Source organism: Seonamhaeicola sp. MEBiC01930 (assembly GCF_045277075.1).
In the GTDB taxonomy this organism is placed as follows: Bacteria; Bacteroidota; Bacteroidia; order Flavobacteriales; family Flavobacteriaceae; genus Seonamhaeicola.
Map to the genome: position 1 here is coordinate 1,723,099 of NZ_CP104270.1, position 13,301 is coordinate 1,736,399.

The following is a 13,301-nucleotide window of genomic DNA, read 5'->3' on the forward strand; positions in this document are numbered from 1 at the left end:
TGATATAAAGGGTCGTTGAAAAACGACCCTTTTTTTTAAGAATTCATAATATCCTCTATTTCTTCTACCTCAATAGGAATGTTCTTCATTAAATTTATTGGTTCCCCTGTTTCTTGAACAACAACATCATCTTCAATTCGAATTCCAAAACCTTCATCCGGAATGTAAATTCCGGGTTCAACTGTAAATACCATATTAGCTTTCATAGGGTCAGTTAAAATGCCGTAATCGTGTGTGTCTAAACCCATATGGTGACTGGTTCCGTGCATAAAATATTTTTTATATGCAGGCCATTCAGGGTTTTCATTTTGAATATCTATTTTGGTTAGCAAACCTAAACCTAGCAATTCAGAAGTCATTATTTTGCCAACTTCAATATGGTAATCCTCCCAAATCGTGCCAGGAACTAACATTTTAGTAGCTTCGTTTTTTACTCGGTTAACTGCGTTATAGACTTCTTTTTGTCTTTTTGTGAATTTTCCTGAAACAGGAATGGTTCTAGTCATATCACTTGAATAATTTGCGTATTCAGAACCAACATCCATTAAAATTAAATCGCCAGCATGACAAGGTTGATTGTTTTCAATATAGTGTAATACATTTGCATTGTTTCCTGATGCTACAATAGGAGTATAAGCAAAGCCTTTTGATCGGTTTTTTATAAATTCATGAATATATTCCGCTTCAATTTCATATTCCATTACACCAGGTTTTACAAAATTTAAGACTCTACGAAATCCTTTTTCGGTTATGTTGCAGGCCTCTTGTATTAGGTCTAATTCTATTTGGTTTTTAACAGATCTAAGTCTTTGTAATATTGGGTTGCTTTTAGCAACTACATGAGCAGGATATTTATCTTTTAACCATTTTGTAAACCTATCTTCTCTAGTTTCAACCTCAACATTAGAACGGTAATGCTCATTGGTGTTAATATAAATGGTATCACATTGAGTCATAATTTCAAACATGATTTTTTCCATATCTTGAAGCCAGTAAACTGTTTTTATACCGCTAATTTCAAGAGCTTTTTCCTTGGTAAGTTTTTCGCCCTCCCAAATTGCAATATGTTCATTGGTTTCTTTTAAGAAAAGAATTTCTCTATGCTTTTCTTTGGGGCAGTCTGGGAATAATACTAATATACTTTCTTCTTGATCAACACCACTTAAATAAAAAATATCTCTATGCTGTTGAAAGGGTAAAGTACTATCCGCACTTATGGGATATATGTCATTTGAGTTAAATACAGCTAAGCTCTTGGGATTCATTTTTAATGTAAAATCCTTTCTGTTTTTTATGAAGAGTTTATTGTTTATTCGAAAATATTTCATTTTTAATAGAATTTTGATGGTTAAATGTAGTAATTCTTAATAAATCATTAGTAATTATTTGTTATATTTGAAAGTCCCTCTGGTTTAACCTTTTGATAAAGCGGGTTATATTGTACTATATGTTTTATCTTATTATATTGTGCCGTAAATTCTTAAATAGGTTTTATTAACTTTAATAGATTTAATCAGATGAAAAAAATTACTTTAATATTTACACTGTTGTTTTGTTTAATTGGTGTGGAAACAATTTATGCTCAATCACTTCAAAGAGAAATTTCACTAAAGGAACAAATTGAAAATTCAAATTTAGTTGTAGAAGGAAAGGTTATTGCTAAAGAATCTTTTTGGGATGCCAGTGGTGGTTTAATTTATACTGCAAACACTATTGAAGTTTATAAAGTTTTTAAAGGAGACCCTATAGAAACAGTTGATGTTATTACATTAGGAGGTACTGTAGGTTTAGATGCCTTAATAGTGCACCCTAGTTTATTACTAAGCCAGGAAGATGTGGGCGTGTTTACTTTACAGAATAGTAAAACTTTAAACAGGTTATCTGGTAAAGAGTCTGCAAATAAGGAATATAAACCCTATGCTTTATCTCAAGGTTTTTTCAGGTATAATTTAACAAATGATTTGGCTGCCAACTCATTTAAAAAAATGAAAGGAATTAAAAGTTCTTTCTATAATGAGATAACAGCATTTACTAGGCAAGGTTATATGCAAATCAAAGATTTTGGCTCTGACTATAAAACCAAAACTAGTAAAGGTCTATTACCTCCAAGTAGTTTAACCCTAAATAAATCAGTTGTTTCTGCTGGTACAGGAGAGGAATTGATTATTACAGGAAGTGGTTTTGGTGCAGGCCAAGGTAACGTGTGGTTTAGCAATGCAGATGATGGAGGTGCCACTTTAATAGCTGCATTAGATAGTCAGGTAACTTCTTGGAGTGATACTTCAATTACCGTTGAAGTTCCTTCTAGAGCTGGTACAGGTTCTGTTGTAGTAGAAGATACTAGTAATGCGCAATCTCCGGGAGCAGCCTTAACAGTTTCTTATTCAGAAATAAATGTGTCTTTTGATCCAGGTTCCGGTCTTCAGGACTTCCAAATACAACATTATAATGATAATGCAAGCGGCGGTTATACTTGGGAAATGCAGACAGATTTTTTTAACAATGCTGCTGCAAAAGCAGCTTTTGAACGAGCCTTCGATAAATGGGTTTGTGAAACTGGAATTAATTGGACAATTAGTGGGTCTGCTACCGCGGTTGACGTTATTGGGAGTAGTTCTGATGGTACTAATGTAATAAGATTTGATAATGGTTCTGAATTGGGAGCAACCACTCTTGGAAAATGTTATTCATGGTACACAAGTTGTGATGGTTTAAATTGGTGGGTTAGTGAATTAGATATTGTTTTTGATGATACTACAGATTGGCATTATGGAACGGATTTGCCTGGTTTTTCAGAATATGATTTTGAAAGCGTGGCGCTTCATGAATTAGGTCACGGACACCAATTAGCTCATGTAATTGATCCCACCGTTGATGGAGACAACTTAGATGATGTTATGCATTATGCTATTTCAAATGGAGAGTCTCAAAAAGTTATTAGCTCAGATAATAGCACAGCAGCAAATAATATTCAAAGTAGAAGTGAAGGTTCTGTAATCTGCGCTCAACCTCTAATGACAAGTGGCTCTTGTTCATTGAGTATTGATGAAAATGATTTAGAAAAAGCGATTAGTGTTTATCCAAATCCTTCAAGAGGTGAATTTCAAATAAGAAATGCCTCTCAACTTAATTTAGATAGAGCTGTGATTTATGACGTGAGCGGTAGACAAATATCTTCCCATGATTTAGCGAATACATCAAGAATTAAAACTATTAATATGGAAGGAGCTGCTTCGGGTTTATATTTTGTCAATATTTATTCTGAAAGGGCCATGGTTACTATGAAAATTATGGTGGATTAATTTCTTTCAAGGAGAAGTATCAAAATAATAAAGAGACGTGTATTTAGCGTCTCTTTTTTTATTTGAACAATGACTTAAATCATTTTTTTAAAACTAAGTATTATTACTTATAATTATTCTAAATTAGAATTTAAAACTAGATACCTGTTGTCTATGAATATATAGTAAATTACCTTTGCAGTTCAACTAAAAACAAACAAAATGAGTGGATTTATAAAATCTTCAATTGGAAGAAAAATTGCCATGGCACTTTCTGCATTCTTCCTCATGTTTTTTCTGATTATACATTTAGCAGTTAATATTACTTCTCTTTTTAGCGAAGACTTATTTAATGAGTTATCTCACTTTATGGGAACTAATCCTTTGGTGCAATTTGCTTTACAACCAGTTTTAATTTTTGGTGTTGTATTTCATTTTGTTATGGGGTTTATTCTAGAGCTAAAGAACAAAAAAGCAACAGGAGTAAGTTATGCTAAAAATAATGGAGCTGCAAATTCTACTTGGATGAGTAGAAATATGATTTATAGCGGATTGGTAATACTAGCTTTTTTAGTATTGCATTTTGCTGATTTTTGGGTACATGAGATAAATGTTAAATATGTTAATGTTCAACCAGAAGATCCAACACGTTATTTCCATGAATTGGTTGAAAAGTTTGAACCAATTTGGAGGGTTGCTGCTTATGTAGTATCATTTATTTTATTAGCTCTACACTTGATGCATGGATTCACATCTGCATTCCAGTCTATGGGATCTACCGCAGGAAGGAAAAAAACTTTACAAACCTTAGGAAAGATATACTCTATCATCATACCATTGGGGTTTATCATTGTGGCAGTTTTTCATCATTTTAATCACCATTAATTTTTAGAATATGAGTGTTTTAGATTCAAAAGTACCAAAGGGTCCTATTAAAGATAAATGGACTACCTATAAAGATAAAATAGATTTAGTAAATCCAGCTAACAAACGTCTAATAGATGTAATAGTTGTAGGTACTGGTTTAGCAGGTGGTTCTGCCGCTGCAACATTGGCAGAGTTAGGGTATAATGTAAAAGCGTTTGCTTATCAAGATTCTCCAAGGCGTGCGCACTCTATTGCTGCGCAAGGAGGAATTAACGCTGCTAAAAATTACCAAGGTGATGGTGACTCTACATATCGTTTATTTTATGATACTGTAAAAGGTGGCGATTATCGTTCTAGAGAAGCTAACGTTTACCGTTTAGCAGAGGTGTCTGCAAATATTATTGACCAATGTGTTGCCCAAGGTGTTCCTTTTGCACGAGATTATGGTGGATTGTTAGATAACCGTTCTTTTGGTGGAGTTCTTGTTTCAAGAACGTTTTATGCTAAAGGTCAAACGGGACAACAATTATTATTAGGAGCTTATTCTGCTATGAATCGTCAGATAGCTCGTGGTAAAATTCAAATGTACAACCGTCATGAGATGTTAGACGTTGTTAAGGTAGACGGAAAAGCAAGAGGAATTATAGCTAGAAATTTAATAACTGGTGAAATTGAGCGTCATTCTGCCCATGCAGTAGTTGTGGCTTCTGGAGGTTACGGAAATGTTTATTTCTTATCTACCAATGCTATGGGTTCTAATGCCACAGCAGCATGGAAAATTCATAAAAAAGGAGCGTTTTTCGCAAACCCTTGTTACACGCAAATTCACCCAACTTGTATTCCACGTTCGGGAGATTATCAGTCTAAATTAACATTAATGTCTGAGTCTTTACGTAATGATGGTCGTATTTGGGTGCCTAAGAACATGGACGATGTAATGGCAATTAGAGAAGGGCGCAAAAAGCCTACTGATTTGTCTGAAGAAGAAAGAGATTATTACTTAGAAAGACGTTACCCAGCATTTGGTAACTTAGTACCACGAGATGTTGCTTCTCGTGCCGCTAAAGAGCGCTGTGATGCTGGTTACGGTGTAAATGCTACTGGAGAAGCAGTTTACTTAGACTTTGCTTCCGCAATTAGTCGTTATGGAAAAGAGCAAGCTAAAATTAATGGTATAGATAACCCTTCAGATGCAAAAATATACGAATTAGGTCAAGCTATTGTTGAGGCTAAATATGGAAACCTTTTTCAAATGTATGAGAAAATTGTAGATGAAAACCCGTATGAGACACCAATGATGATTTACCCTGCAACTCACTATACAATGGGTGGGGTTTGGGTTGATTACAACTTAATGACCACCGTACCTGGTTTATACTGTATTGGTGAAGCTAATTTCTCAGATCACGGTGCAAATAGACTTGGTGCATCAGCCTTAATGCAAGGTTTAGCAGATGGTTATTTTGTATTACCATACACTATAGGAGATTATTTATCTGATGATATTAGAACGGGAGCAATTCCAACAGATACACCAGAGTTTGAAGAAGCTGAAAAAGAGGTTAGAAGTAAAATAGATTTCTTTATCAATAATAAAGGAACAAAATCTGTTGATCATTTTCACAAACGATTGGGTAAAGTAATGTGGGATAAAGTTGGGATGGCACGAAACGAAAAAGGTTTAAAAGAAGCTATGGCGGAAATTAAAGCTATTCGTGAAGAGTTCTGGAAAGAGGTAAAAGTTCCTGGTTCTGCAAATGAAATGAATCCTGAATTAGAGAAAGCAGGAAGAGTTGCTGATTTCCTTGAGTTAGGTGAGTTATTTGCAAAAGATGCTTTAGTAAGAGAAGAATCTTGTGGAGGTCACTTTAGAGAAGAATCTGTAGAGCTAGACGGTGAACAAAAAGGAGAAGCAAAGCGTAATGATAAAGATTTTGCATTTGTTTCTGCTTGGGAATATAAAGGAGAACCAGCAGATGCGGTACTTCATAAAGAGGAATTAGAATTTAACGATATCGAATTAAAACAACGTTCATATAAATAAGAAAGTTATGTCGGGAAAAGGAATGAATTTAACATTAAAGATTTGGCGTCAAAAAGATGCTCAATCTAAAGGTAAGATGGAAACTTACAAGGTGAATGATATTTCAGAGCATATGTCTTTCTTAGAAATGATGGATGTTCTAAACGAACAATTAGTTGCTTCTGGTGACGAACCTGTAGCTTTTGATCATGATTGTCGTGAAGGTATTTGTGGAATGTGTTCAATGTATATTAATGGAGAAGCTCACGGACCAGATAGAGGAGTAACCACTTGTCAATTACACATGCGTATGTTTAAGGATGGCGATACTATTACAATTGAACCATTTAGAGCTGCTGCTTTCCCTGTAATTAAAGATTTGGTTGTAGACAGAACTTCTTTTGAACGTATTCAGCAAGCAGGAGGTTATATTTCTGTAAATACTTCTGGAAACACTCAGGATGCTAATGCAACACCAATTTCTAAACATGCAGCTGATGAGGCTATGGATGCAGCAACTTGTATTGGTTGTGGTGCATGCGTTGCTACTTGTAAAAATTCTTCAGCTATGTTATTTGTTGGGGCTAAAGTTTCTCAATATGCATTGTTACCACAGGGGCAGGTTGAAGCTGCAGATCGTGTTAAAAACATGGTGGCTCAAATGGACTTGGAAGGTTTTGGTAATTGTACCAATACTGGTGCATGTGAAGTAGAATGTCCTAAAGGAATTTCTTTAGATAATATTGCTAGAATGAATAGAGAGCTTATTAAAGCTTCGGTTAAATAAAATAAACCATTTTTAGGTTAAAATTGAAATCCCATACTTGTTAGTATGGGGTTTTTAGTTTTAAAAATAACTTTAAGTAAAGGTTTCTCAAAAAGGTGTATATTAATTTTTTGTTAGGCACTAATTGTAGTTTATGTTAAAATATTTTTTCATAGTATTTTTTTTAGCCCTGTCGTATTCTAATGCTCAAGTGACTTCAAATAGTTGGTTTGATACCGTAACATTATTAAGGCATGTTGAAGCGTTATCTTCTGATGCTTTTGAAGGTAGAAAAACAGGAACAAAAGGAGCGTTAAAAGCTAGGAACTACATTATAAATCAGTTTTATAGTTTAAAAGTAAAACCGTTTGGGAAGACTTTTGAACAGCCTTTTACTTTTAAAAAAGGTAAAAAAGAATATAAAGGGGCTAATATTTTAGGTTATATAAAAGGAACAAGTAATCCACATAAATTTATAGTAATAAGTGCCCATTATGATCATGAAGGTATTATAAATGGAGAAATTTATAATGGTGCGGATGATAATGCTTCTGGGTTAAGTGCGTTGTTTAGTTTTGCTGAATATTTTAGAAAATATCCGCCAAAACATTCAGTAATTTTAGCGGCTTTTGATGCCGAGGAAATGGGTATGAAAGGTTCTGCGTATTTTGTGAATAGTCTTTCGTCTTACCCTAAAGAAGTTATAGTTAACCTTAACATTGATATGATAAGTAGGAGTGATAAAAATGAATTGTATGTTGTAGGATCAAACTTAAACAAGAGGTTTAGAAATGCCGTCTGCTGTATTAAATCAAATAAAGTAAAGCTTATTGCTGGTCACGATGGTTATGATAATAAAGATAGTTGGGTGTATTCCTCTGATCACGCCAATTTTCATAAAAATGGTATTCCATTTTTGTATTTTGGTGTTGAAGACCATGAAGATTATCATGAACCCACTGATGATTTTGAAAATATTCACCCAGAATTTTATGCTGAGGCGGTAAATGTCATATTCTCCGTTTTCAATAAAATTGATTCACATTAAAAATAAGCCTTCAATTGAATAGAACCTGTATGAATGGTTTTACTGGTCTCAGTTTTTCTTCCAAAATAACTTAAGTTTAAATCTAAAAATTTTGTAAGTTTCTTTTGTGCCAACAAAGTCCATGTATAGTTTTTTCCGGGTTGTAAGCCTTCGAGCATTTGGTAAGAAACTGGTGTATTAGGATTTCCATTAAAAGTATTTGAAAAGAAATTAAATTCGCCATTAATGGCACTTTTAGCATTGGAAGCAAACATAAAGGACGCTCCATATTTTTGTTGATTTAAAGATTCTAATCCACCTATGGTATTATCCTTTTTTGCATATTGATAAAAGATGTCAAAACTGGAATTGTCATTAAACAAATAAGATAGTTTAGGATTAAAACGTGTTTCTTCAAAGTTATAATTCTTACTGGTAAAATTCTCACTTAAACTTTCATTGTCTTCAAGGGCTGTAAGTATTGTCATTAACCAATTATCTGAAAGTTTATGATTGAAATTAAGCTGATGACTTTTTAAGCTATTTTCAACAAAACCAACCGAAAGTATGTTTCGGGTTTTATTTTCTAAATAGGTGTAAGAAGTTGTATATTTCTGTTTTCCCCTATTAAAGAACAAAACATTTCTAAAATTGAGTTGTAAACCTAATTGATTATCTATATCACTTTTAAAAGGATTTAAATCAAAACTGTTGCCATCACGCCTAATTTTTCTATCAATTAAGTAGCTGGTCTGATTGTAAAAATGGGACCAAAATTTCTTTCCTTTTTTTTCACTTACAGACCATTGAGATGGATTAATGATTAAGGTTTGACTTAACCTATTTTGATGTGTTTTTATAAAAACCCTATTTGGTAAAAGCACCCTAATATATTGGCCTTGGTCTTGAAACTGAGCAATTTCAAATTCTTCCAATTCCTGTATGCCGTTTTCGTTATAATCAATCCAAGTATAGGTGCCTTGTCCTGCTTCAACTTCAACATAAGTGAAATCCTGTTGAGGTAGTGTACCAGAATTGGTTTCAAAAATGGTATTCCATTGCACTATATTCTTAAAAAGTTTCTGATTAAACTGAAGTCTTGAGTTTATAGATTGTTCATCATCTATTCCAACTTCTTCACTTTTTAAAATGCGGTAGTTTGCATAAAGCGATAAATTGGTGTTTTTGTTTTGAATAAATTTAGAATCTAAATAAAAGGTGTTGGATGTATTTACCTTTTGCAATTCGTTATTTCTAATACTGTCATTAACTCTGTTTTTATACCCTATTTCAACAAAAACGTTGGTACTGTCTCCAACACCAACGAATAGCTCATAGGATTTGAATTTTTGACTTAAAGGAGTTAAAGTTTGGGTTGAAACTTCTTTTTGCTCATTATCTTCAATTGCTAGTTTGGTTCCAAGCCAACTTTTTTTCATGCCATATGTAAGCCTGCTATATGACCTTAAGAATGAGGACTCATTTAAATTAGATGTGGCATTCAAAAAACTGGAATATGAGTTGACTCTAAATTTATTCAATTGTAAATCAATGTTAGCCACATGTCTATTGCCGTTAAATCCATCTGAATAATTTAAATGCTCAAATTGATAGTTAACTAAACCTTTTTCAGGATGAAATAGGCGTATACCAGAATGCATTAATGTTTGGTCACCAATATTAATGTTTGAAACGTTGCCGTTTGAATTTAATAAGTTCCAATCTCGAGCAAATTCAGCGTTGTACAAGCGTTCAATAGTTCTAAAATTATCTTGAATATGGTCGGCATTAGCAAAAACATTTAAAGACCAGATACTATCTTTTTTTATAAGACTTTGTTCAATATTTAGCTTGCCTGCGAATCCGTCATTATCATCATCATCTAAATTAGAAAACAAATTCAGGTCGTTTTTACTTCCAGCTAATTCAAAAGTAATATTAGTGTTTTCATTAGGTTGATAGCCTCCATTAACAACTGCAATTTGAAGTTTGGTTGGTGCAACTAATTGTACAATAGGAGCATAATTACCTAAACCAACTCCAGCATACTCATAAATATTATTGATGGCGTTAATATTACTAAGGTTGTAATCACCTTGGTTTGCTCCAACTTGAGTAAAATTGACCCGATATAATTCATCGTTTGGGTCGTTTGAAAACACAAAAGCTTCTACGCCGCCAATGAGTTCTTTTCTATATAAGATGCGGTTTTCATTTAAGACCTCTTGAACTTCAGACGGTGCTACCATTTGTGTTCTATCATCGCCCGCATCTGCAAGGATTTGAACTTGAGTATCAGATAAATTTTGTTGTAAAGGTTGATTTTTAGCATCATTTTCAGAATACACTGAAACGCCTATTTTTAATTTTTCACTATTTAAATTACCACCGCCATAAGCCACAAATCTAGAATAATTACGTTCACTAAATTGGTAATCAACCGTGATACGCATTTCGGATGTTATGGGATAGGTTGAATTGAAAATAATTTCACCTGCGTTATAATCAATAATATAATCTTGGTCTTCACCACGTTTTACAGGAACGCCATTTACATAAACCATTTCACTACCTGATACTATGAGTACAAATAGTTCACCATTTGGTCCTTGTAATTTGTATGGTCCTTGATTACCTTCCTGAGCTGTAAATTGGCTTCGAGTAAATTGCCCACGAACAATAGCCCCGGCTGCAAATAAATTAGTTTGAGAATCCTCGTTGCCTAAATTAGCATTTACCGATAACCCCTGTACCCGCTTTGAAAACTTCGCGAAGTACGAGTTATTGTTCTGAAGGTCAATATCACCAGCTCTAATATTCCAATTATCACTAAATAGTTCAATAAAAACTTGGTCAAACTCATCTAAACGCTGACTATAACCACTTTCCTGTAACGGAATATTGGCATCTTGAATAGAAGCTCGTAACGACACTTTATCATTCAATTTACCCGTAATTTGTAAATCTAACTCGCTATTTAAAACTGAGTTTTGATTATTTCCAATAGTAACACCCCTAGAAATACTTCCAGACGTTGTTAAACCATCAAAAGGCGTAAATGTATTGCTGGTATTTGGTTGCGATAATTTGTAAAGTATTTGGTTGTTACTGTTGTCTGAAACTATAATAGACTCATCTAACTGCTTGTAAGTTTTGGTCAAAAACTCAGGAAACTTCAAATAATTTATGATGATAGAATCGGTTGCAACGGGTTTTTTAAATGTTAAAAGCGCTTTTGTAAAATCTACTTGGTAATAAGATGAATCAATTAAAGTTTGATCTTTTCTCCGTATTGAAAAACTATTCGAATTAATACTTACGCTATCAATTTTTATAGAATCTTGTACAGCTACTTTTATCACTTTGTAGTTAGAGTTTTGCTGTTGTGCAAAGCCACAAATGCTAATGGTAAAAAAAAGAAAGCGTAAAAGATATTTCATTTAAATACTTAAACTACAATAAGTTTAAAATAGTATGTTGATAGTTTTCTGTATAAATGCTTGTTAAAGCTATAGTGTAAAAGTAATGTATTATTTATTTTAGCTGAAATCAAAAGATAAGAGAGTGAAAATTATATCATATAACGTAAACGGCATTAGAGCAGCAATAAATAAAGGATTTATAGATTGGTTAAAAGCGGCTAATCCAGATGTTATTTGTTTACAGGAAATTAAGGCTTTAAAAGAGCAATTAGATTTAAGCATTTTTGAAGAAGTTGGTTACAAGTATCACTATTGGTTTAGTGCACAGAAAAAGGGGTATAGTGGTGTTGCAATTTTATGTAAAAACCAACCTAATCATATAGAATACGGTACCGGTATTGAATCTATGGATTTTGAAGGTCGTAATTTACGTGTAGATTTCAATAATTGTTCTATTATGAGTTTGTATTTACCTTCTGGCACAAATATTGCTAGATTGGAGCATAAACTAGAGTATATGGCTATGTTTCAAGATTACGTAAACGAGCTAAGAAAAACCATTCCAAATCTTATCATTTGTGGCGATTATAACATCTGTCACGAAGCAATCGATATTCATAATCCTAAAATGAAAAACGTTTCAGGGTTTTTACCTGTTGAACGTGAGTGGATTGGTGCTTTTATAGAAAGCGGATTCATTGATTCTTTCAGACATATAAACCCAGAAACACAACAATATAGTTGGTGGAGCTACAGAGCCAATGCGCGTGCTAACAACAAAGGTTGGCGATTAGATTATGCCATGGTTTCAGAGCCATTACAAGAAAACATTAAAAGAGCCGTTATACTCTCGGATGCTGTTCATAGTGACCATTGTCCAATACTAGTTGAAATAGATAAATAATTAAATACAGTCAAATCACAAAACCTAACCTAATGATTAAAAGAATTTCAGTATTAGTACTAACCTTAGCAGTTTTTGCATCTTGTGTATCTCCTAAAGTTTATAAAGAACTAGAAGGGAAATACAATAATTTGAAGAATGAGAATAGAAAACTATCCGATGAAAATGAGGCGCTTTTAAAGGCAAAAAACGCGGCAACAAATGAGTTAAAGCAAATTCAATCAGCATACGAAGAAGCTTTAGCAGACCGTGATAAATTGCAATCAGATTATAACGCTATGAAATCTAATTACGATGCTTTAAAAGCATCATATGAGGCTCTAGAGAAAAATAGTTCAGCAGCCATTGCCAAAAACTCTCAAAAGAACAGAGAACTTTTAGCACAACTTGAAGCTAAAGAACAAGCTTTAGCGGCTGAAAATGCACGTTTAGCAAAACTTAAAAAAGAACTGGAAGACCGCTCCAACAGAGTAGCAGAATTAGAAAAAGTAATAGCAGACAAAGATGCAGCAATGAGCGCCCTAAAAGATGCTATTTCGAGGGCTTTAACAGACTTTGAGGGTAAAGGATTAACTGTAGAACAGCGTGATGGTAAAGTATATGTTTCTATGGAAAATAAGCTGTTATTCAGTTCGGGAAGTTGGGCTGTTAATTCAGAAGGTCGTAGAGCTGTACAGCAGTTAGGTTCTGTCTTGGGAGACAATCCAGATATTGCAGTTTTAATAGAAGGTCATACAGATAATGTACCTTATAAAGGTAGCGGACAATTAAGTGGCAACTGGGATTTGTCAACCAAACGCGCCACGGCTATTGTAAATATTCTTAGAGAGAACACTGCTATTGCTCCAGAGAATTTAACTGCTGCGGGACGTGGTGAATACGCACCAATTGCAACCAATGACACCTCAGAAGGAAAAGCTAAAAACAGACGTATAGAAGTTATTTTAACTCCAAAGTTAGATGAGCTTTCTAGGTTATTGAATGATAATTAGTAGGCGTTACCACAAGGGT

The 13,301-nt window shown here is 33.6% G+C and carries 9 protein-coding genes; 7 read left to right on the forward strand and 2 right to left on the reverse strand.

The window, feature by feature from the left end; translation table 11 throughout:
- Positions 1–35: 35 nt before the first annotated feature.
- Positions 36–1,328 carry an aminopeptidase P family protein gene (locus tag N1F78_RS07470; RefSeq protein ID WP_406685550.1) on the reverse strand — a complete coding sequence of 431 codons (1,293 nt, stop codon included), beginning with the start codon at positions 1,326–1,328 and terminating at the stop codon, positions 36–38.
- Between the two features lie 189 nt (positions 1,329–1,517).
- On the opposite strand from N1F78_RS07470, the gene N1F78_RS07475 reads away from it, so the two are divergent.
- The 5 genes from N1F78_RS07475 (at position 1,518) to N1F78_RS07495 (ending at position 7,985) form a co-directional block, all read left to right on the forward strand.
- Positions 1,518–3,302, forward strand: a complete 1,785-nt coding sequence (locus tag N1F78_RS07475) for a T9SS type A sorting domain-containing protein (protein ID WP_406685551.1) — start codon at positions 1,518–1,520, stop codon at positions 3,300–3,302.
- Positions 3,303–3,503: 201 nt separating this feature from the next.
- On the forward strand, positions 3,504–4,166 hold the full coding sequence (locus N1F78_RS07480; protein ID WP_406685552.1) for a succinate dehydrogenase cytochrome b subunit: 663 nt from the start codon (positions 3,504–3,506) through the stop codon (positions 4,164–4,166).
- A gap of 10 nt (positions 4,167–4,176) precedes the next feature.
- A complete protein-coding gene (locus N1F78_RS07485; protein WP_406685553.1) occupies positions 4,177–6,192 on the forward strand; it encodes a fumarate reductase/succinate dehydrogenase flavoprotein subunit in 2,016 nt (671 codons plus the stop codon).
- Between the two features lie 22 nt (positions 6,193–6,214).
- Positions 6,215–6,958 (forward strand): succinate dehydrogenase/fumarate reductase iron-sulfur subunit, encoded by a 744-nt coding sequence (locus N1F78_RS07490; RefSeq protein ID WP_406685678.1) that lies wholly within the window; start codon positions 6,215–6,217, stop codon positions 6,956–6,958.
- Between the two features lie 133 nt (positions 6,959–7,091).
- Entirely contained in the window at positions 7,092–7,985 is an 894-nt protein-coding gene (locus N1F78_RS07495) for a M28 family peptidase (protein WP_406685554.1), read from the forward strand.
- Here N1F78_RS07495 and N1F78_RS07500 read toward each other — a convergent pair.
- On the reverse strand, positions 7,982–11,404 hold the full coding sequence (locus tag N1F78_RS07500; RefSeq protein WP_406685555.1) for a hypothetical protein: 3,423 nt from the start codon (positions 11,402–11,404) through the stop codon (positions 7,982–7,984). The two genes, N1F78_RS07495 and N1F78_RS07500, sit on opposite strands and share 4 nt — an antisense overlap.
- A 124-nt stretch (positions 11,405–11,528) precedes the next feature.
- Here N1F78_RS07500 and N1F78_RS07505 point away from each other — a divergent pair, with 124 nt between their 5' ends.
- Positions 11,529–12,290, forward strand: coding sequence for an exodeoxyribonuclease III (locus N1F78_RS07505; protein WP_406685556.1), 762 nt, complete (start codon positions 11,529–11,531; stop codon positions 12,288–12,290).
- Between the two features lie 32 nt (positions 12,291–12,322).
- Entirely contained in the window at positions 12,323–13,282 is a 960-nt protein-coding gene (locus N1F78_RS07510) for an OmpA family protein (RefSeq protein ID WP_406685557.1), read from the forward strand.
- The last annotated feature ends 19 nt before the right edge of the window (positions 13,283–13,301 follow it).

What these genes read in the sequence shown, in the direction of transcription:
- N1F78_RS07470 (WP_406685550.1), bottom strand. Translation starts at nt 1,328, where the DNA reads ATGAAATATTTTCGAATAAACAATAAACTCTTCATAAAAAACAGAAAG.
- N1F78_RS07475 (WP_406685551.1), top strand. Translation starts at nt 1,518, where the DNA reads ATGAAAAAAATTACTTTAATATTTACACTGTTGTTTTGTTTAATTGGT.
- N1F78_RS07480 (WP_406685552.1), top strand. Translation starts at nt 3,504, where the DNA reads ATGAGTGGATTTATAAAATCTTCAATTGGAAGAAAAATTGCCATGGCA.
- N1F78_RS07485 (WP_406685553.1), top strand. Translation starts at nt 4,177, where the DNA reads ATGAGTGTTTTAGATTCAAAAGTACCAAAGGGTCCTATTAAAGATAAA.
- N1F78_RS07490 (WP_406685678.1), top strand. Translation starts at nt 6,215, where the DNA reads ATGAATTTAACATTAAAGATTTGGCGTCAAAAAGATGCTCAATCTAAA.
- N1F78_RS07495 (WP_406685554.1), top strand. Translation starts at nt 7,092, where the DNA reads ATGTTAAAATATTTTTTCATAGTATTTTTTTTAGCCCTGTCGTATTCT.
- N1F78_RS07500 (WP_406685555.1), bottom strand. Translation starts at nt 11,404, where the DNA reads ATGAAATATCTTTTACGCTTTCTTTTTTTTACCATTAGCATTTGTGGC.
- N1F78_RS07510 (WP_406685557.1), top strand. Translation starts at nt 12,323, where the DNA reads ATGATTAAAAGAATTTCAGTATTAGTACTAACCTTAGCAGTTTTTGCA.